Origin of the sequence: Leifsonia virtsii (genome assembly GCF_030433675.1) — a bacterium.
Classification (GTDB): Bacteria; Actinomycetota; Actinomycetes; order Actinomycetales; family Microbacteriaceae; genus Leifsonia; species Leifsonia virtsii.
In genome coordinates, this window is sequence record NZ_JAROCB010000004.1 from 433770 (window position 1) to 453440 (window position 19671).

Sequence of the window (19671 nt, forward strand, 5' to 3'; positions counted from 1 at the left end):
TGCTCAGCCCAAGGACTCGGCCGCCGCGACGATCATGCCGACGGCCACATCCGGTGCCGAGAGCATCGACACGTGGCTGGAGGGCGTCTCGACGATGGTCGCGTCGGCCCGCTCGGCCATCCTGCGCTGCAGGGCGGGCGGGATGACGCGGTCCTCCGTGCCGATGACGGCCCAGACCGGCAGGCTCCGCCAGGCGGGGGTGCCCGCCGGGGCGGTGTTGGCCGCGAGCGAGATCGGCCGCTGGCCCGCCACGATCTGGTCGCGCGCCTCCTCCTCGAGATCCTGCGCGAAGAACTGGTGCACGGTCGACGGCTTCAGGTAGGCGTCGGCGTTGCCCTCCTCGGCTCCGGGGAAGCCGACGATGTCGAGCACCGTGGTCGGGTCGGGCACGTCGAGCGCCGATCCTGAGCCGCCGAGCAGGCCGAAGACCGTCTCGCCCTCGTCCGGCAGGAATGCGTCGACGTAGACGAGGGCGCGCACGTCGCCGCCGTTCAGTCCGGCGGCGCTGATGACCGCGCCGCCGTACGAGTGGCCGACGAGGACGACGGGCCCCGCGGTGCGCTGGGCGATGAAGGAGGCGACGTAGGCTCCGTCGCCGGCGGCGCCGCGCAGCAGGTTCGGCGGGGCGAGCACCGTGAACCCGCGGTCGCGCAGGTCGGTGATGACGGGATTCCAGCTGGACGCGTCGGCCCAGGCTCCGTGGACGAGGACGATCGTGGGCAAAGCCATGGTGTTCCTGCTCTTTCGCTCGGTGCTGTGAACGGTGCGGGCTCTCGGAACGGCGCCAGGCTAGGGCCTGTGCGGGCGATGCGTCTACCCTCGCGGCTCGCTTCGTTGCTCCGGTCCCGGGCTTCGGTCGGAGATTCGGTCACGGTTCGTTCGAATCTCCGACATCAGGCAGCCCGGACGGAGACTCGGCCGATCGACCGCTGGTGCACACAGGCGCGGTGACCCGCGGGCTTTCCACAGATCCCGGGACCGGGCCGATCGCACCTCCTCCTCGCCGGGATGCTGGACGCATGATCGACGAACGAACCCTGCACCGCCTCGGCGGCATCGCCTCCGTCCTCCAGCTGCGTGCCACGGGCGCCACCTCCGACGAGCTGACGGCGGCCGTCCGCACCGGGCGGCTGCGCCGCCTGCGCCGCGGCGTCTACGCGCTGCCGGAGGCGCCGACCGCTGCGGTCACAGCCGTGCTCGCGCGCGGACGCCTCTCCTGCGTCTCCGCCGCCCGCACCTACGGCCTCTGGGCCGGTCCCGATCCGCGGCTGCACCTGCAGTTCTCAGGGCATGCCAGGGCCGGGCCGGTGGAAAGCCCGCACGTACGCCACTGGCTGCCGACCGAGCGCTCGGCGGAGGTCTGGAGGGTCACGCTCGCCGACTGCCTGCGGTCGGTGGCACGCTGCGCCGACGAGGAGACCGCGGTCGCGGTCTTCGACACCGCGCTGACCGCTGGTCTCGTGACCCTTCGGGTGCTGCGCGCGGTGCTCTCCGGTCAGCCCGTGAACGTGCGGCGGAGGTGGATGCTGGCACGGCCGGGATCCGACTCCGGCGTGGAGTCGATCGTGCGGCAGCGGCTGCAGGCCCGCGGCCATGTCGTCGAGCAGCAGGTGCACGTCGACGGCGTCGGCCGGGTCGACATGCGTTTGGCGGCGCGTGGGTCGCCACGACTGCGGGTCTCCGCAGCACAGGTGACAGAGGACTGGACCGCCGTGCTCGACATCCTGGACCGCATCCTGACCCGTTCCGCGCACTCGGCGAACTCACAGGATCGAAGGGACCAACTGGGTGCTCCGCCGTGTTTCATCCACTGACGGCGTCGCAGCCAGCACGCCGCACGAGGAGGAAACGTGACACAGGACTACCGCAAGGACCCGGAGGCCGTCTCCCGGCTGACGCCGCAGCAGTACGCGGTGACGCAGGAGGCCGCCACGGAGCCGGCGTTCCGCAACAGGTTCTGGGACAACCACGACGAGGGACTGTACGTCGACATCGTGTCGGGGGAGCCGCTCTTCGCGTCCGTGAACAAGTACGACAGCCGGTCCGGCTGGCCGAGCTTCACCGTGCCGGTGGAGCCGGGCAACATCGTCGAGAAGGTCGACCGCACGTACGGGATGGTGCGCACCGAGGTGCGATCCGCCCACGGCGACAGCCACCTGGGGCACCTGTTCGACGACGGGCCCGCCGACGCCGGCGGCCTCCGCTACTGCATCAACTCGGCGGCCCTCCGCTTCGTCCCGCTCGCCGAGCTCGACGAGGCCGGGTACGGCCAGTACCGCACGATCTTCGACAAGTAAGGAGCACGACAATGACAGAGAAGGCCATCCTCGCCGGAGGCTGCTTCTGGGGCATGCAGGACCTCATCCGTAAGCTTCCGGGCGTGACGAGCACGCGCGTCGGCTACACCGGTGGCGACGTCGCGAACGCCACCTACCGCAACCACGGGACGCACGCCGAGGCGATCGAGATCGAGTACGACCCCGAGCGCACCAGCTACCGCGACCTGCTGGAGTTCTTCTTCCAGATCCACGACCCGTCGACCAAGAACCGGCAGGGCAACGACGTCGGCACCAGCTACCGTTCCGCGATCTTCTACGAGGACGACCAGCAGCGCCGCATCGCCGAGGACACCATCGCCGACGTCGACGCGTCCGGTCTCTGGCCGGGCAAGGTCGTCACCGAGGTCAGCCAGGCCGGCCCGTTCTGGGAGGCGGAGCCCGAGCACCAGGACTACCTGGAGCGCACCCCGTGGGGCTACACCTGCCACTTCGTGCGGCCGGGCTGGAAGCTCCCGAGGCGGGAGTCCGCGGCCATCTAGGCGGCGGTCCGCTCCAGCAGAACGGCCACCTCAAGGTGGCCGGTCTGCGGGAACATGTCGAGGACGCGGCCGGTCCGGATGCGGTACGACGGCATCCGGGCCAGGTCGTGGGCGAGGCTCTTGGGGTTGCAGCTGGAGTAGACCACCGACGGCACGCCGGAGTCCTCGAGCCAGTCCGCCAGCTCGGCGCCGATGCCGCGGCGCGGGGGGTTCACGATCACGAGCTCCGGCACAGACTTCGCGTCGCGCGCGAACGCGGTGGCGTCGCCCGCACGGAACGCCACCTGCGGGAGCGCCGCCGCCGAGGCGGTCGCCCGCGCGCTGCGCACGGCCTCCCGGCTGGTCTCCACCCCGACCACGCGGCGACCGGGAGCCGCCACGTTGAGGGCGAAGCCGCCGACCCCGCAGTACAGGTCCCACACGCTGGCGGGCGAGACGGCGTCCACCCAGTCGGCGACCTGGGCGTACAGCGCCTCGGCCACGGCCGTGTTGGTCTGGAAGAAGGACTGCGGGCGCAGCCGCAGCGGCACGGCCCCCACCCGCATCACGAGCGACGCGTCCGGCGTCAGCACGACCTCCCGGTCGCCCTCCACCACGGCCTTGTGCTCCGGCTGGATGTTCGCCGTCACCACCCGGGCCGTCGGCAGCGCGGCGCGCAGCTCCGGCAGCCGGGCGCGGATGCGGGCGACGACATCCTCCGACCGCACCACGAACCGGATCATCAGCTCGTCGTCGGGGGAGAGGGTGACCAGCACGTACTTGAGGTCGCCACGACGCTCCGGGACGCTGTACGGCGCGAGCCGGGTGCGCGTCACGAAGTCCGCGATCGCCGGCAGCGCGGCGCGGATACCCGGGGCGCAGATCCCGCACTCGCGCAGGTCCACCCCGCGGCCGTCCTCGTCGAGGATGCCGATCGTGGGGGAGTCCACGGTGCCGCCGATCACCATCTTCGCCTTATTGCGGTAGCCCGACTCCGCGCTCGCCACCGGCGGCAGCCACACGGCGTCGCCGAAGGCGGCGAGCAGTTCGCGGGCGTGCGCGTCCTTGTCGGCGAGCTGCGCGGCGTACGGCACGCCCATGAGGGTGCACGAACGGCATACGCCGGCGTCGAAGTACGAGCAGTCCATCCCGGCGACGAGTCTACGTGCCGTCGGCCGGGAGCGGGCCGCGCCCGAGCGGGCGCGGCCCTGCCCTCAGCGGACGGCCGCCGCCACGACCTCGAAGGGCGCCGCCAGCAGCGACGACTCCCGCGACGAGGGGCCGACCAGCAGTTCGAACGCACCCGGCTCGACCAGGCGCGTGCCCGCGGCGTCCACGATCGTGCAGTCCGCGACGGGCAGCACGACCCGCGCGCGGGCCGACTCTCCCGGCGCGAGCTCCACCTGGCGGTACGCCTTCAGCTCCCGGTCCGTCCAGCTGACGCTGGTGACCGTGTCCCGCACGTACACCTGCACGGTCTCGCGGACCGGGCGGGCGCCCGTGTTCCGCACCGTCACCTCGGCCACGATCTCGTCCGCGAGGCCGAGCGCCGTGCGCTCCAGCGTGAGGTCCGAATACTCCACGGTCGTGTACGACAGGCCGTCCCCGAAGGCCCACGCGGGCTGCTGGGTGAGGTCCGCGTAGCGGTCGCCGTGCTGCCCGCGCAGCTGGTTGTAGTACGTCGGCTGCTGGCCGGCATGGCGGGCGAACGAGATCGGGAGCCGGCCCGACGGCTCCACCCGTCCGGCCAGGATCTCCGCGATCGCCGTCCCGCCGCGCATTCCGGGGCTCGCCGCCCAGAGCACGGCGGCGGCGCGGGCGACCGACGGCGGCAGCACAAGCGGCTTCGACGCCATCACCACGACGACGACGGGCGTGCCGGTCGCGATCACTGCGTCGAGCAGCGCGTTCTGGCCGCCGATCAGCTCCAGCGTCGCCGTCGAGCGGCCCTCGCCGACGAGCTCGATCCTGTCGCCGACCACCGCGACCACCACATCCGACGCCTCGGCCGCGGCGACGGCCTCGTCGATCAGCTCCCGATCGGGCGGCGACGGCACCACGACCGGCGGCCGGGGCTGGCCGTCCGGGAACGTCGTGCCGCGCGGGTCGTCCTCGAGCGTCAGGATGTCGGCGCCGCGGGCGTGCCGCACCTCCCATCCGGGCAGCGCGCGCAGCCCGTCGAGCACGGTCTCGATCATCTCGCGCGGCTGGCCGTCCAGCCACCCGGCCTGACCGGAACCGCCGGCCCAGTCGCCCAGCTGCGTCTGCGCGTCGTCGGCGAGCGGCCCGACCACGGCGACACGCACCGCGGGCGAGGTCAGCGGCAGCGTCCCGTCGTTCTCCAGCAGCACGATCGAGCGCCGTGCCACCTCCAGGTTGAGCTCGGCGTGCTTCGCGCTCCCGACGACCGCGTCGAGGTCCCGCGACGGCAGCCGCGGGTCCTCGAACAGCCCGAGGTCGAACTTCAGCGTCAGGATGCGCGCGACGGCGGCGTCGAAGGCGTCCTCGTCGAGCAGGCCATGCTCGACGGCCTCCAGAGCCCCCTCGTAGAATCCGGGCGTCGTCATCACCATGTCGTTGCCCGCGCGCACGGCGGCGGCCGCGGCGTGGGCGTAGTCGGGCTGCACCCGCTGCTCCCAGACCATGCGCCCGACGTTGTCCCAGTCGGTGATGAGCGTCCCGGTGTAGCCCCACTCGCCGCGGAGCACGTCGCTGAGCAGCCAGTCGTTGACCGTGATCGGCACGCCGTCGGTGCTCTGGTAGCCGAGCATGAATGTGCGGCAGCCCTCGCGGGCGACACGCTCGAACGGCGGCAGGAACCAGCTGCGCAGTTTGCGTCGTGAGAGGTCGGCCTCGCTCGCGTCGCGTCCGCCCTGCGTCTCCGAGTATCCGGCGAAGTGCTTCGCCGTGGCGAGGATCGCTGTCGGGTCGTCGAGGCCGCCGCCCTGGTACCCGCGGACCATGGCGCTGGCCAGCTCGCCGATGAGGAACGGGTCCTCGCCGAAGGTTTCGCCGACGCGGCCCCAGCGCAGGTCGCGGGCGATGCAGAGCACGGGCGAGAAGGTCCAGTGAACGCCGGTCACCGCGACCTCCTCGGCGCTGGCCCGGGCGACGCGCTCGATCAGCTCGGCGTCCCAGGTCGCCGCCATCCCGAGCTGGGTGGGGAAGATCGTGGCGCCGGGCCAGAACGAGTGGCCGTGGATGCAGTCCTCGCCGACGAGCAGCGGGATGCGCAGCCGGGTCTGCGCGGTGAGCCGGTTCGCCTCCAGGATGCGCTCGGGGGAGGTGTGCAGGATCGAGCCGACGTGACGCCGCAGGACGTGGTCCTTCAGGTCGTCGCGGGCGTCCAGCTGGAGCATCTGCCCCACCTTCTCCTCCAGCGTCATGCGGCCGAGGAGGTCGCGGACGCGGTCGGCGGTCGGCAGGGACGGGTCCCGGAAGGGGAGCGCCTCGCCGTCGGGCGCGGCACTCGTGGACGGCAGGGTCGTGGTCATGCGGTGGTGCTCTCCGGTGCTGATCCGGCCGGACCGGCCGTGGTGGGTTCTGTGCGGACCTGGGTGACGGCCGCGTTGACGTTCATGCCCTTGCGCTTCATCGCCCGTGCGCGCTCGCCCGCCGACCGCAGGCGCGGGTTGACGTACTCGTCGATGCCGAAGTTGATGAGCGCGAGCGCCACGCCGAGCAGCGCGATGCACAGGCCGGCAGGGACGTACCACCACCAGTAGTCGGGGAAGGCGTTGTTCTGCTGGGCCCAGAACAGGATGGTGCCCCAGTTCAGGTTCGACACCGGGATGACGCCGATGAACGCGAGCGTCGTGAGCCCGAGGACCGCGGCGGTCATGGTGCCGACGAAGCTCGACGCGATGATCGCCATCAGGTTCGGCAGCATCTCCACCAGGATGATGCGGTGCAGCGGCTCCCCGTTCGCCCGGGCGGCCTGGATGAAGTCGCGGTTCCGCAGCGACATCGTCTGCGCACGCAGCACGCGGGCGCCCCACGCCCATCCCGTGAGCCCGAGGACGGCGGCGATGAGCGGCAGCGGCGGGTCGTCGAACTGCGACGCGACGATGATCATCAGCGGGAGGCCCGGGATGACCAGGAAGACGTTCGACAGCGCCGACAGCGACTCGCTCTTCCAGCCGCGCAGATAGCCCGCGGTGACGCCGACGACGATGGCCACGACGGTGGCCATGATCGTCGCGAGGAACCCGACCACGAGCACCCCGCGGGTGCCGTAGACGAGCTGGCTGAAGACGTCCTGGCCGATGTGGGTCGTCCCGAGCAGGTGCTGGAACGACGGCGGCTGCAGGGTCTGGTCGAGGTGCTGCGCGTTCGGGTCGTATGGCGCGATCCACGGCGCGAAGATCGCGACGAGCACGAAGACGCCCAGGATGATGAGCCCGGTGGCCGACTTGCGGTTGCCGAACATGGCGAGGGACGCCCTCAGCTGCGACCAGAAGGTCGCCTTGGCGGGCGGGCGCGGACCGACGGCACGGACGAAGGCGGTCTCGGGGCTGCCGACGCCCGCGGGCTGGGCGAGGGTGTCCGACTCTTCGGCGGGGGTTCTCATGGTTCAGGCCTCCGTCTGACGGGTGCGGGGATCGAGGATGGCGTAGGCGATGTCCGCGACGATGTTCGCCACGAGCACGGCCAGTACCAGGACGAGGAAGATGCCCTGCATCAGCGCGTAGTCCTTGGCGTTGGTGGCGTTGAGCAGCAGCAACCCGATCCCGGGGTAGGAGAAGACCATCTCCATCACGATCGTGCCGCTGACGATGAAGCCGAGCGCGAGCGCGAAGCTCTGGATCTGGGGGAGCACGGCGTTGCGCGCCGCGTACCGCCAGAGCACCCGCCGGTCGGGCATGCCCTTCGCCTGCGCGACGGTGATGTAGTCCTCGTCGAGCACGGTGAGCATCATGTTGCGCATGCCGAGCACCCAGCCGCCGAGCGAGACGACGACGATGGTGAGCATCGGCAGCATGGCGTGCGAGACCACCTGGCCGATGAACTCCCCGTTCCAGCCGGGTTCGACGCCCAGCTCGTACGCGTGCCCCGCGGGGAACCAGCCGAGCGTGGTCGAGAACACGGCGATGAAGATCAGGCCGAGCCAGAAGTAGGGGACGGTCCCGAGGAAGGTGGTGACCGGCACGAGCACGTCGAGCCGGCCGCCGCGCCGCCAGCCGATCACGGCGCCGAGGGAGGTGCCGATCAGGAACGAGACCACTGTCGCGAAGCCGACCAGGCCCAGCGTCCACGGCAGGGCCGAGGCGATCGCGTCGCCCACCGGCGCCATGCCGGTGGAGATCGAGACGCCCAGGTTGCCGTGCAGCAGCATGTTCCAGTAGTCGAGGTACTGCTGCCAGAGCGGCACCGAGTGGTCGAGGCCGAACAGGAGCCGCAGCGCCTTCTCGGCGTCCGGGGTCAGCTGGCCCTGGCTGCGCGCCATGTACGCGTCGACCGCATCGCCCTTCATCAGGCGGGGAAGGAAGAAGTTGATGGTGATGGCGGCCCACAGGGTGAACGCGTAGAACGCGACCCTTCCGCCGATGAACCGCCAGGGGACGCGGACGCCGCGGCGCTCCGCCCGGGTCGCGGTGGTGCCGACGAGCGTCGGATCGCTCGGCTGCTCTGCGGGCGCCGGGCCCGTCGTGGTCAGGCCCGTCGTGGTCTGGCCCGTCGTGCTCTGCGCGCTCACAGCGCACCTCCTGCCGTCTGCGTCGCTCCGGCCGGCTGAGCCGCCCGGGCGCCGAAGTGCTTCTCGGGGTCGGGGGACGCCGCACGCAGCTCGCGCGTGTACGGGTCCTGGGGGCGCAGGATGACGTCGTCGGCGGTGCCGTGCTCGACGATCCTGCCCTGGTTCAGCACGATGATCTCGTCGCTGAAGTGCCGTGCCGTGGCCAGGTCGTGCGTGATGTAGAGGACACCGAGGCCCTCCTCGCGCTGCAGGTCGGCGAGCAGGTTGAGCACGCCGAGGCGGATGGACACGTCCAGCATCGACACCGGCTCGTCCGCCACCAGCAGGGCGGGGCGCGAGGCCAGGGCCCTGGCGATGGCGACGCGCTGCCGCTGGCCGCCGGAGAGCTCGTGCGGGCGGCGGTCGATGACGGCGTCGGCGTCGAGCCGGACGCGCTGCAGCAGCCGCCGCACCTCGGCGTCGACCTCAGAACGCGGGACGACATGGTCGAGCCGTAGCGGGCGCTCGATGTGGTGACGGATCGAGTGCGACGGGTTGAGGGAGGCGAACGGGTCCTGGAAGACCATCCGCAGCTGCTGGCGGTACTTCCGCAGCGCCTTCCCCGAGCGGGGGATGGGGGAGCCGTCGAGCAGCACGACGCCGCGGGTCGGGGTCTCCAGCTGGGTGAGGATCTTCGCGATCGTCGACTTGCCGCTGCCGGACTGCCCGACCAGGCCGATGGTCTGCCGCGGGCCGAGCGTGAAGCTGACGTCGTCGAGGGCCGTGAGCTGGCCGGCCCCGCGGACGTTGTAGATCTTGGTGACGTTCCTGAACTCGAGCGTTGTCATCGGACGACCACTCCTCTCTCTCCGGTGAGCCGGGGGAACGACTCCAGAAGGGTGCGGGTGTACTCGTGCTGCGGCGCGTTCCAGATCCGCTCCGCCGGGGCGAGCTCCACGATCTCGCCCTCGCGCATGATCGCGATCCGGTCGCTGATCTCCAGCAGGAGCGGGAGGTCGTGGGTGATGAAGACGACGGAGAACCCGAAGTCGTGCCGCAGCTGCGAGATCTGCTTGAGGATCTCGCGCTGCACGAGCACGTCGAGCGCGGTCGTCGGCTCGTCCATCACCATGAGCTGGGGGCGCAGGGCGAGGGCCATCGCGATCATCACGCGCTGGCGCATCCCGCCGGAGAGCTCGTGCGGGAAGGAGCGGACGCGCTGGCCGCCGACCTTCACGATCTCCAAGAGCTCGATGACCGCCGCACGCCGCTGCGAACGGCTGAGCTCGGGCCGGTGCACCTGGAACACGTCGTCCAGCTGCGAGCCGATGGTGGCCACCGGGTTGAGGGCGTTCATCGCCCCCTGGAAGACCATGGAGATCTTGTCCCAGCGGAACCGGCGCATCTGCTCCGCGTCGAGCGCGTTGATGTCGATGTCGTCCCCGGTCCGGTCGTGGAAGACGACGCTCCCGCTGGTGATGACCGCCGGGGGCTTGAGGAGCCGCTGCACGCCGTAGGCGAGCGTGGTCTTGCCGCAGCCGCTCTCGCCGGCGAGTCCGACGATCTCGCCGCGCTTGATGTCGAGGGTGACGTTCTTGACCGCCGCGACCGGCGGGTCCACGTCGTACACGACCGAGAAGTCGCGTACCGAGAGAAGGGTGTCTGTCATGAGGGCATCGCTTTCGTGCTGCACGCGGGCTCGTCCAGGGCGGGCGCGAGGGCGACTCGCGCCCGCCCCGGACGGGTGGTGGCCGGGTGTTACTTGCCCGCGGGCTTCAGGTTCATCAGCACCTGGACGGCCGACGGCTGGGTCGGGTCCGCGGTGGCGTACTGGTCCTTCTCGCTCGGCCAGCCGGTGAACTTGCGGGTGTTGTACTCGGCCAGCTGCGGGTGCGTGCCGATCGCGATCGCCGGGACGTCCTCGACGAAGATCTTCTGCAGCTTGTTCAGCGCCGCGGTGCGGGCGCTGTCGTCGGACGCCTGCGCGTACTCCTTCAGCAGGGCCGTGGCCTCCGGGTTGCTGTAGCGGCCGAAGTTGTCGGACACCTTGCCGTCGGCGGCCTGGTCGAGGTAGCTCGAGTTCATGACGTCGTCGTAGATGTGCCACGGGTTCGAGCCGGAGCCGGTCCAGTGCAGAGCGGCGTCGAAGTTGCCGGAGGCCATGTTGGCGAACCAGGTGTCGGCGTCCGGGGTGGCGACCTTCGCGTCGGCGCCCAGCGTGCTCTTGATCTGCGTCGCCGCCAGCTGGATGCCGGTGACGTAGTCGTTCCAGCCCTGCGGGTCCTGCAGGGTGAACGAGACGGGGGAGCCCTTCGGGTCGATCAGCGCGCCGTCCTTCCACGTGTAGCCGGCGTCGCTCAGCACCTTCTTGGCGCCGTCGACGTCGATCTTGAAGGTCTTGTCCTTGTACTCGGACGCGATGTACTGGTCGCCGGTCGGCTGCGGGATGCCGGTCACGTTGGTGAGCTCCGGGCCGGCGTTGCTGCGGGCCTTCTCGGCGTGCGCCTTGCGGTCGACGACCATGTTGACGGCCTTGCGGAACGCGACGTCGTTGAACGGCGCCTTGGTGGTGTTGACCACGATCATGTCGGGGCTGAGGACGTTGGCGCCCCAGAACACGTTGTGCTGCGGGTCCTTGTCGACGTAGTTCTTCTGGTAGTCGGTGATGAAGATCTGCGCCCAGTCGGTCTCGCCGCTCTGCAGCGCGCGGAGCAGGCCGGTGTTGTCGTTGTACTCGAGGTACTTGAGCTCGGCCACCGGGACGGTGCCGCCCCAGTAGTCGCTGCGCGACTTCAGGACCACGCCCTGCGAGGAGAAGGTCTTGATCGTGTAGGGGCCGGTGCCGACGGCCTTGGTGACCGGGTCCTTCGTGGGGTCGGAGATGCTCTTCCACTGGTGCTCGGGGACGATCGGCACCTGGAGCACATCGCCCTGCTTGACGAACTTCGACTCGCTGAAGGACAGGACCACGTTGTCCCCGTCCTGCTTGACGTCGCTCAGCTTGAGGCCGCCCAGGTCGAGGGCCGGGGTGGTCTTGATGAGGTTGTACGTGTAGACGATGTCGTCGGCGGTGAACGGCTTGCCGTCGTTCCACTTGACGCCCTTGCGCGGGGTCACGGTGAGCTGCGTGTAGTCGGAGTTCCACTCGACCTTCGACGCGAGCCACGGGGTGGTCTCGTTCTTGCCGACCGGGTTCACGATCGCGAGCGGTTCGTACAGCATCCGGTCGTAGCCGAGCGACATGCCGGAGCCGGTGCTGATGAACGGGTTGTTGATCTGGGTGGCGAGGATGGCGGCGCCGTCCGGCTTCGCCACGGTGAGCGATCCGCCGCTCGCGGAGCTTCCCTTCGAGCCGTCGGACGAGCATCCGGTGAGTGCGATGGCGCTGACGGCGGCGACCGCCGATGCCGTGATCAAGAACTTCTTAAGCCTCATTGCTTCTCCTTCGTGGCGGACACATCCGTTGTGTCCTGGTGCTGCGTGGCCTTCTGGTGACGGGACTTGCTTACTGGTCAGAAAGCACGTTGGAGCGAGGTTACTGGGTGGTAAGCTCGCACGCAAGCGGCACACCAGGGAGCGTGACGGAATGGCTGTTTCCGGCGGCAGTTCGAGCCCGCGCCCCGAGACGGAGCGCAAGCGCAAGGAGATCCTGCGGGCTGCGATCGAGACCTTCGGCACGAAGGGATCGGCGAACGGCACGCTCGCGGACATCGCAGAGCAGGTCGGCATCACGCACGCCGGCGTGCTGCACCACTTCGGGTCGAAGCAGAACCTGCTGCTCGAGGTGCTGGAGTTCCGCGACCAGGACGACGTCGCACACCTGGCCGACCAGCACATCCCGGGCGGCCCCGCCCTCTTCGCGCACCTGGTCGGCACGGCGCAGCGCAACGCGCAGCGGCCGGGCATCGTGCAGGTCTACACCGTGCTCTCGGCCGAGTCGGTCACCGACGACCACCCCGCCAAGACGTTCTTCGAGGACCGCTACCGCGTACTGCGGCGCGAGGTCGACACCGCCTTCCGGGAGCTCTGCGAGCAGGAGGGCGTGACCGACCCTGTCGCGATCGACAAGGCCTCGGCGTCCATCCTCGCGGTCATGGACGGCCTGCAGCTGCAGTGGCTGCTCGACCCCACTGCGATCGACCTCGCGAGTGCGAGCGAGTTCGCCATCCAGGCGATCATGAACGGCGTGCTGCACCCCGGCCCCGCCGTCTCCTCCTACCAGCGCGAGGCCTGATCCCCGGCTCCCGGCACCGCCGTTCGTGACGAATCGCCGCGATTCGTGACGAATCGCTGTGCCTTCGCGCCGCCCATGCGGCGGAACACGCGACGCAAAGCCAACAAAGGCAACACCGTCGGATGTTGTTTTGTGTGGGAACGTGTTGTATCGTGTTCGAAACCAAGGGAGGCCACCGCGTGTATGCAACGGAGCGTCAGGCACTGATCGAGCGACTGCTCGGCGACGAGGGCCGCGTGGCGGTCGTCGAGCTCTCCGACCGGTTCGGCGTCACCACCGAGACGGTGCGCCGCGATCTCGATGCGCTGGAGCAGGCGGGTGCCCTGCGCCGCGTGCACGGCGGGGCCGTCGCCCTCGAGCGCGGCAGCACCGCCGAGGCCTCCGTCTCCGAGCGCACGGCGCTCAACGCCGGCACCAAGCAGCGGATCGCCGCGCGGGCGCTCGACGCGCTCGGCGACGCGTTCCGCGGCTCGCTCTACTTCGACGCCGGCACGACGACCGCCGCGGTCGCGCAGCTCCTCCCGGCGCGGCTCGAGGCGACGCTCGGCGAGGCGGAGGTCGTCACCCACTCCATCACCCTTGCGCCGGCGCTGGCGGGGGCGGAGCGCGTCGGGCTCACCGTGGTGGGCGGCCGTGTCCGCGGCGTCACCGCCGCGGCCGTCGGGGCCGCCGCCGTCCGCTCCATCCAGTCGCTGCGGCCGGACATCGTCTTCATCGGGGCCAACGGCGTCTCGGCCGGCTTCGGCCTAAGCACTCCCGACCCGGAGGAGGCCGCCGTCAAGGAGGCCATCGTCCGGGCCGCGCGCCGCGTCGTGCTGGTCGCCGACGCCAGCAAGTTCGGGCAGGAGTCGCTCGTGGCCTTCGCCGGCCTCGACGCGCTCGACGTGTTGGTCACCGACCGTGCGCCCGCCGGAGAGCTGGCCGAGGCGCTGGCCGCGGCCGGTGTGGAGGTGTGGATCGCATGATCGTCACGCTCACCGCCAACCCCTCCCTGGATCGCACCGTCACCCTCGCCGCCCCGCTGCGGGCGGGTGAGGTGCAGTCGGCCGCTGCGTCCCGCGAGGATGCGGGCGGCAAGGGCATCAACGTGGCGCGCGTCGTGACCGCGGCGGGTGTCCCGGCGGTCGCCGTGCTGCCGCTCGCCGCCGACGACCCCTTCGGCATCGTCCTCAACTCGGCCGGACTCGCCACCCGGCGCGTGGGCATCAAGGGCCACGCGCGGGCCAATCTCACGATCACGGACCCCGCGGGCGTGACCACCAAGCTCAACCTCCCCGGTGCCGTGCTCGACCCGGTCGAGACGTCCGCGCTCGTGGATGCGGTCGTCGAGGCCTGCGCCGGCGCGCGCTGGCTCGTGCTCGCCGGCTCGCTCCCTCCCGGTGCGGCCGACGACTTCTACGTCACCGTGATCCGCGCCGTGCGTGGGCGCTGGGGGAGCGCGGCGCCCAAGATCGCCGTCGACACCTCGGGGGAGGCGCTGCGCGCGGCCGTCTTCGAGGCGCATCCCGACCTCATCAAGCCCAACGAGGACGAGCTCGCCGAGCTCGCCGGCCTCCCGCTCGACGCGACCGACCTGCCGCAGGCCGTGCTCGCCGTCGCGCGGACGCTCGCGCCCGAGCACGTGGGGGCCGCCCTGGTGACCCTCGGCGCGCTCGGCTCGGTGCTCGTCACTTCCGACGGCGGCTACGTCGCCGAGGCGCCGCGCATCCGCGTCAGGAGCACGGTCGGCGCGGGCGACAGCGCCCTCGCCGGCTACCTGCTCGCCGAATCCGCCTCGGCCCCCGAGGCCGAGCGGCTCGTCACCGCCGTGCGCTACGGCTCCGCCGCGGCGTCGCTGCCCGGCACCCAGGCGCCGCGTGCGGCCGATCTCCCCGGCGACGACATCCCCGTCGCCGCTCTCCACCTCTGAACTCCCACCGAAAGACCCCTGGAGGAACCGTGTCACCGAAGACCATCACCCCCGACCTCGTCGGCCTCGACATCGGCGCAGGCGCCGACAAGAGCGACATCATCCGCGCTCTCGCCGCTCGCGTCGCCGCACAGGGCCGCGCGACCGACGCCGAGGCCCTGTTCGAGGATGCCTGGGCGCGCGAGCAGAAGGACGAGACCGGCCTGCCCGGCGGTATCGCCATCCCGCACGCCAAGAGCCCCGCCGTCACCGTGCCGTCGCTCGCGTTCGCGCGGCTGAAGCCCGGCGTCGACTTCGGCGCGCCGGACGGCCCCGCCGACCTGGTCTTCCTCATCGCGGCTCCCGACGATGCGGCAGAGGCGCACCTCGCGGTGCTCTCGAAGCTCGCCCGCAGCCTCATGCTCGACGAGTTCACCGCGGGCCTCCGGGCGGCAACCACCCCCGAGGAGGTCGTCGCGCTGGTTGACGAGGCGATCGGCGAGGGCGACGGTGCCGCCGCGAAGCCGGCCGAGACCGCGGCGCCGGCCGAGCCTGCTCCCGCGTCGACCGCGAACGGCTCCACCCCCGAAGGCCTGCTGATCGACGGCCGTCCCGCCAGGATCGTCGCAGTCACCTCCTGCGCCACCGGCATCGCGCACACCTTCATGGCCGCGGACGCCCTGACCAAGGCGGGCAAGGACTCCGGGATCGACCTGGTCGTCGAGCCGCAGGGCTCCAGCGGCTACCAGGCGCTGCCGCAGAGCGTCATCGACGCGGCCGACGCCGTGATCTTCGCCAACGACGTCGACGTCCGCGAGGAGGCCCGCTTCCGCGGCAAGCCCGTGGTGCGCTCCACCGTCAAGCGCGGCATCGAGCAGCCCGACCGGCTCATCGCCGACGCCGTGGCCGTCGCCCGCGACCCTCAGGGCGCCCGCGTCACCGCGACCGGGGGAGGGTCGGCCGCCTCCGGCGCGCAGCAGCTCTCCTGGGGCCGCAACATCCAGCGCATCCTGCTCACCGGCGTCAGCTACATGATCCCGTTCGTCGCGGGCGGGGGCCTCCTGATCGCGATCAGCTTCCTGCCGTTCCTCGGCGGGTACGGGATCGCGCTGGCCCACGGCAGCTCCGGCGTCAACAACGCCGTGTACACCCTCCAGCACTACGCCATCTGGGACCTCCCGCCGCAGGGCCTCGGCTATTACCTCGGCGCGATCGCGTTCGAGATCGGGAGTGTGAGCCTCGGCTTCCTGGTGCCGGCGCTCTCCGGCTACATCGCGTTCGCCATCGCCGACCGGCCCGGCATCGCCCCCGGATTCGTCGCGGGCGCGATCGCCGTGTTCATGAACGCCGGCTTCCTCGGCGGCCTGATCGGCGGCCTGCTGGCCGGCTTCGCGGCCTGGCTGATCGGGCGTCCGGCGGTCCCGCGCTGGCTGCGGGGACTCATGCCGGTGGTGATCATCCCGCTCGGCGCCTCGATCATCGCGTCGGGGTTAATGCTGCTCATCCTCGGCGCACCCATCGCCTGGCTGATGGCGCAGCTGACCGCCTTCCTCAACGGCCTCACCGGCGCCGGCGCGATCGCGCTCGGCATCATCCTGGGCCTGATGATGACCTTCGACCTGGGCGGCCCGGTCAACAAGGTGGCGTACGCCTTCGCGGTGGCCGGCCTCGCCGCGCAGACCCCGGCCAGCTTCCAGATCATGGCCACGGTGATGATCGCCGGGATGGTCCCGCCGCTCGGCATGGCGCTCGCCTCGACCGTGCTCTACCGCCGCGGCTTCACCCAGGTGGAGCGGGAGAACGGCGCCGCCGCCTGGCTGCTGGGGGCCTCGTTCATCTCCGAGGGCGCGATCCCGTTCGCCGCTGCCGACCCGCTGCGCGTCATCCCCGCGAACCTCGCGGGAGGCGCGGTCGCCGGAGCTCTTGCCATGGCCTTCGGCGTCGAGTCGCGCGCTCCGCACGGCGGCATCTTCGTCTTCTTCGCCATCGACCCGATCTGGGGCTTCCTGCTCGCGCTCGTCGCCGGCACCGCGGTCACCGCGTTCGTCGTCGTCGGCCTGAAGCGCTTCGCCGCCCCGCGCCGGGCGGCCGCGATCGCCGAGGAGGACGCCGTGGACGAGCGCATGGAGACCGCCGTCGTCTGACGCCGGACCACCGCGCCCGCCTGACCCGCCCGAACCACCTGAGGAGAGAACCATGTCAGAACGTCACGCCACCGTCGCCAGCGCCTCCGGCCTGCACGCCCGGCCCGCCAAGCTGTTCGTGCAGGCGGTGCAGGAGAAGGCCATCCCGATCACGATCGCCGTCGGCGACGGGCCGCAGCTGAACGCCGCGAGCATCCTGTCGCTGATGGGCCTCGCCGCGAGCAAGGGCACGGTCGTCACACTGCGGTCGGACGCGCCGGACGCGGACGCGGCGCTCGACGACCTGGCGGCCCTGCTGGAGACGGACCTCGACGCGGTGGACTGACGTCGGCTGAAAGGGTGCCCCCAGTAGGATTTGAACCTACGGCCTTCTGCTCCGGAGGCAGACGCTCTATCCCCTGAGCTATGGGGGCCAGGGTGTCCTCCCAGGCTAGCATCCCGCGGGCCGCGCCCGTGAATCGCGCGGCCCGCGGTGCCGGCGCCTGGTCAGGAGGCGGGGACGCTCTGCAGCACCTTCTCCATCAGCGGTGCGGCGTCGCCCGGCTCCTGGAAGACGGGCGAGTCGGCCACGATCCAGTAGCTCCCGCGGAAGATCTGCACCTGACCGGAGCTCCCGGGGGCGAAGTAGCCCTCGACCTGCGGAGGGACGCCGTAGGTGGGCACGGGGTTGGACGCCGTGATCGCGCTGTTCTTGAGCCCCTCCATCGCGCTGGCCGGGGGCTTCGCGACGGCGACCTGGATCACGTCGCCGCTGGTCTGGTTCAGCCAGGCGCACGCCACGCCCTGCCAGTCGGCGATCTTCTTCTCGAGCGACCCGGCCTTCGGCGCGTAGCCCGGGTCGACGCCGTAGTTCGGGTTGTACGCGTACAGCTGGTCGGGCGTGACGACCTGCTCGCAGGTCAGCCCGACCGGCGTCGGCGGGTCGCTCGGCGTCGGGGTCGCCGAGGGGGAGCTCGCAGCCGTGCTCGTGCCTGTGGCGGCGGCCGAGGGCGACCCGGCCGGCTTCGCGGCGGGGGTGCACCCGGACAGGACGGCGGAGGCGGCGATCCCGGCGGCCACAGCGACGGCCAGGAGCGTGGTGCGGCGGGTGGTGGTCGGCATTGCGGATCCGTCTCTCTGCTCGGCGCGCGCGGTGCGGGAGCGCGCGTCGCGTCGACCCTATCAACCGTGCATGGCCGCCTCGCCCGGCGTGCACCCGCCCGCCCGGTAGAATCGATCCTCATGACTCCCGCTGACCTCTCCGCCGCCCTTCTCGACATCGTGACGACGGTGGTCGAGCGGCGACGAGAGGCCGGCGCCGACATCCCGGAGCTGTCGCTCACCGCGGCCGACGTGCCGCTGGAGCGGCCGAAGAACCGCGACCACGGCGACTGGGCCTCCAACGTCGCGATGCGCCTGGCCAAGAAGGTCGGGACGAACCCGCGGGAGCTGGCGGAGGAGATCGCCGCTGCCGCCGCGGGGATCGACGGCGTGGCCTCGGCAGAGGTGGCCGGCCCCGGCTTCATCAACTTCCGGCTGGAGGCCGCCGCGGCCGGGCAGCTCGCCAAGACGATCGTGGAGGCCGGCGACGGCTACGGCCGTGGCCACGCCTACGACGGGCTCAGCGTCAACCTGGAGTTCGTCTCCGCCAACCCGACCGGCCCTGTCCACATGGGCGGTGCCCGCTGGGCCGCGGTGGGCGACAGCCTCGCGCGCATCCTGCAGGCGGAGGGCGCCGACGTGACCCGCGAGTACTACTTCAACGACCACGGCTCGCAGATCGACCGCTTCGCCCGCAGCCTCCTCGCCGCCTACCTCGGCGAGCCGACGCCGGAGGACGGCTACGGCGGCGCGTACATCGGCGAGATCGCCGAGCGCGTGGTCGCGGCCTACGCCGCGAGTGCCGACGGCGCCGACCTCGCCGCGCTGCCGCGTGAGCAGCAGCAGGAGGTCTTCCGCTCCATCGGCACGCAGCTGATGTTCGAGGAGATCAAGCAGCGCCTGCACTCGTTCGGGGTCGACTTCGACGTGTACTTCCACGAGGACTCGCTGCACGAGTCCGGCGCCGTCGAGCGCGCCATCGAGCGGCTGCGCGAGCAGGGCCACATCTTCGAGGCCGACGGCGCCATCTGGCTGCGCACGACGACGTTCGGCGACGACCGCGACCGCGTGGTCATCCGCTCCAACGGCGAGCCCGCGTACATCTCCGGCGACCTCGGCTACTACCTCGACAAGCGCGAGCGCGGCTTCGAGCAGAACATCATCATGCTCGGCGCCGACCACCACGGCTACATCGGCCGCATGATGGCGATGGTCGAGGCGTTCGGCGACGTGCCGAACGTCAACCTGCAGATCCTGATCGGCCAGCTGGTCAACCTGGTGAAGGACGGCGAGCCGGTCCGGATGTCGAAGCGCGCGGGCACGATCGTCACGCTCGACGACCTGGTGGACGCCGTGGGCGTCGACGCCGCCCGCTACGCCCTCGTGCGGTCGTCGACCGACTCGCAGCTCGACATCGACCTCGACCTGCTCGCCAAGCGCAGCAACGAGAACCCGGTCTACTACGTGCAGTACGCGCACGCCCGCACCCGGTCCGTCGCGGCGAACGCCGAGAAGGCCGGCGTCGACCGCAGCGTGTTCGCGCCCGAGCTGCTGACCCACGAGACCGAGTCGGCGCTGCTCGGCGGCCTCCAGGAGTTCCCGCGCGTGGTGGCCCTCGCGGCCGAGCTGCGCGAGCCGCACCGCGTCGCCCGGTACATCGAGGAGCTCGCCGGCCTGTACCACGCCTGGTACGCGGTGCGGGACGGCTCGACGCGCGTCATCCCGCACGGCGACGAGCCGGTCACCGACGTGCACCGCACGCGGCTGTGGCTGAACGACGCGACCGGCCAGGTCATCCGCAACGGGCTCGGCCTGCTCGGGGTCTCTGCCCCGGACCGCATGTAGCCGCCGGCG

At 71.3% G+C, this 19671-nt stretch carries 18 protein-coding genes and 1 tRNA gene; 9 read left to right on the forward strand and 10 right to left on the reverse strand.

The annotated features are described in order from the left end of the window. Window positions 1-3 precede the first annotated feature (3 nt). Complete coding sequence (locus P5G59_RS16200) at window positions 4-729, reverse strand: alpha/beta fold hydrolase (protein ID WP_301220040.1); 726 nt, start codon at window positions 727-729, stop codon at window positions 4-6. A gap of 290 nt (window positions 730-1019) precedes the next feature. Between P5G59_RS16200 and P5G59_RS16205 the strand changes: the two genes are divergently transcribed. The 3 genes from P5G59_RS16205 to msrA are packed head-to-tail and all read left to right on the forward strand — an operon-like array spanning window position 1020 to window position 2818. Continuing rightward, on the forward strand, window positions 1020-1814 hold the full coding sequence (locus tag P5G59_RS16205) for a type IV toxin-antitoxin system AbiEi family antitoxin domain-containing protein (RefSeq protein ID WP_301220041.1): 795 nt from the start codon (window positions 1020-1022) through the stop codon (window positions 1812-1814). A 36-nt stretch (window positions 1815-1850) separates the two neighbouring features. Beyond that, window positions 1851-2297: a peptide-methionine (R)-S-oxide reductase MsrB gene (msrB, locus tag P5G59_RS16210; protein WP_301220042.1), complete on the forward strand. Its 447-nt coding sequence runs from the start codon at window positions 1851-1853 to the stop codon at window positions 2295-2297. 11 nt (window positions 2298-2308) lie between these two features. Next, a complete protein-coding gene (msrA, locus tag P5G59_RS16215; RefSeq protein WP_301220043.1) occupies window positions 2309-2818 on the forward strand; it encodes a peptide-methionine (S)-S-oxide reductase MsrA in 510 nt (169 codons plus the stop codon). Here the strand turns inward: msrA and rlmC are convergent. From rlmC to P5G59_RS16250, 7 genes are all read right to left on the reverse strand, one after another. Further along, the gene (rlmC, locus tag P5G59_RS16220) at window positions 2815-3945 is read right to left on the reverse strand and encodes a 23S rRNA (uracil(747)-C(5))-methyltransferase RlmC (protein WP_301220044.1); all 1131 of its coding nucleotides are present in this window, start codon (window positions 3943-3945) and stop codon (window positions 2815-2817) included. The two genes, msrA and rlmC, sit on opposite strands and share 4 nt — an antisense overlap. Before the next feature lie 66 nt (window positions 3946-4011). Beyond that, window positions 4012-6291: an exo-beta-d-1,3/1,6-glucosidase gene (locus P5G59_RS16225; RefSeq protein ID WP_301220045.1), complete on the reverse strand. Its 2280-nt coding sequence runs from the start codon at window positions 6289-6291 to the stop codon at window positions 4012-4014. Next, window positions 6288-7367, reverse strand: coding sequence for an ABC transporter permease (locus P5G59_RS16230; protein ID WP_435871274.1), 1080 nt, complete (start codon window positions 7365-7367; stop codon window positions 6288-6290). The genes P5G59_RS16225 and P5G59_RS16230 overlap by 4 nt, the downstream gene beginning before the upstream one ends. Before the next feature lie 3 nt (window positions 7368-7370). Then, on the reverse strand, window positions 7371-8492 hold the full coding sequence (locus P5G59_RS16235) for an ABC transporter permease (RefSeq protein ID WP_435871275.1): 1122 nt from the start codon (window positions 8490-8492) through the stop codon (window positions 7371-7373). Beyond that, window positions 8489-9319 (reverse strand): ABC transporter ATP-binding protein, encoded by an 831-nt coding sequence (locus P5G59_RS16240; RefSeq protein WP_301220046.1) that lies wholly within the window; start codon window positions 9317-9319, stop codon window positions 8489-8491. Before P5G59_RS16240 ends, P5G59_RS16235 begins: the two co-directional genes overlap by 4 nt. Further along, window positions 9316-10140 (reverse strand): ABC transporter ATP-binding protein, encoded by an 825-nt coding sequence (locus P5G59_RS16245; protein WP_301220047.1) that lies wholly within the window; start codon window positions 10138-10140, stop codon window positions 9316-9318. The genes P5G59_RS16240 and P5G59_RS16245 overlap by 4 nt, the downstream gene beginning before the upstream one ends. 89 nt (window positions 10141-10229) lie before the next feature. Further along, window positions 10230-11906, reverse strand: a complete 1677-nt coding sequence (locus P5G59_RS16250) for an ABC transporter substrate-binding protein (protein ID WP_301220048.1) — start codon at window positions 11904-11906, stop codon at window positions 10230-10232. Window positions 11907-12057: 151 nt separating this feature from the next. Here P5G59_RS16250 and P5G59_RS16255 point away from each other — a divergent pair, with 151 nt between their 5' ends. From P5G59_RS16255 to P5G59_RS16275, 5 genes are all read left to right on the forward strand, one after another. Further along, window positions 12058-12705 (forward strand): TetR/AcrR family transcriptional regulator, encoded by a 648-nt coding sequence (locus tag P5G59_RS16255; protein WP_301220049.1) that lies wholly within the window; start codon window positions 12058-12060, stop codon window positions 12703-12705. Between the two features lie 179 nt (window positions 12706-12884). Next, a complete protein-coding gene (locus P5G59_RS16260) occupies window positions 12885-13670 on the forward strand; it encodes a DeoR/GlpR family DNA-binding transcription regulator (protein ID WP_301220157.1) in 786 nt (261 codons plus the stop codon). Further along, window positions 13667-14614 (forward strand): 1-phosphofructokinase family hexose kinase, encoded by a 948-nt coding sequence (locus P5G59_RS16265; protein ID WP_301220050.1) that lies wholly within the window; start codon window positions 13667-13669, stop codon window positions 14612-14614. Before P5G59_RS16260 ends, P5G59_RS16265 begins: the two co-directional genes overlap by 4 nt. A gap of 29 nt (window positions 14615-14643) precedes the next feature. Then, entirely contained in the window at window positions 14644-16737 is a 2094-nt protein-coding gene (locus P5G59_RS16270) for a PTS fructose transporter subunit IIABC (protein WP_301220051.1), read from the forward strand. A 52-nt stretch (window positions 16738-16789) separates the two neighbouring features. Next, window positions 16790-17062 carry an HPr family phosphocarrier protein gene (locus tag P5G59_RS16275; RefSeq protein WP_301220052.1) on the forward strand — a complete coding sequence of 91 codons (273 nt, stop codon included), beginning with the start codon at window positions 16790-16792 and terminating at the stop codon, window positions 17060-17062. 15 nt (window positions 17063-17077) lie between these two features. Here P5G59_RS16275 and P5G59_RS16280 read toward each other — a convergent pair. Together P5G59_RS16280 and P5G59_RS16285 are read right to left on the reverse strand one after the other, a co-directional pair. Next, window positions 17078-17150 (reverse strand) — tRNA-Arg (locus tag P5G59_RS16280). A 73-nt stretch (window positions 17151-17223) separates the two neighbouring features. Next, window positions 17224-17838, reverse strand: a complete 615-nt coding sequence (locus P5G59_RS16285; RefSeq protein WP_301220053.1) for an iron ABC transporter ATP-binding protein — start codon at window positions 17836-17838, stop codon at window positions 17224-17226. 120 nt (window positions 17839-17958) lie between these two features. On the opposite strand from P5G59_RS16285, the gene argS reads away from it, so the two are divergent. Continuing rightward, window positions 17959-19662, forward strand: coding sequence for an arginine--tRNA ligase (gene argS / locus P5G59_RS16290; protein WP_301220054.1), 1704 nt, complete (start codon window positions 17959-17961; stop codon window positions 19660-19662). Window positions 19663-19671: the final 9 nt, after the last annotated feature.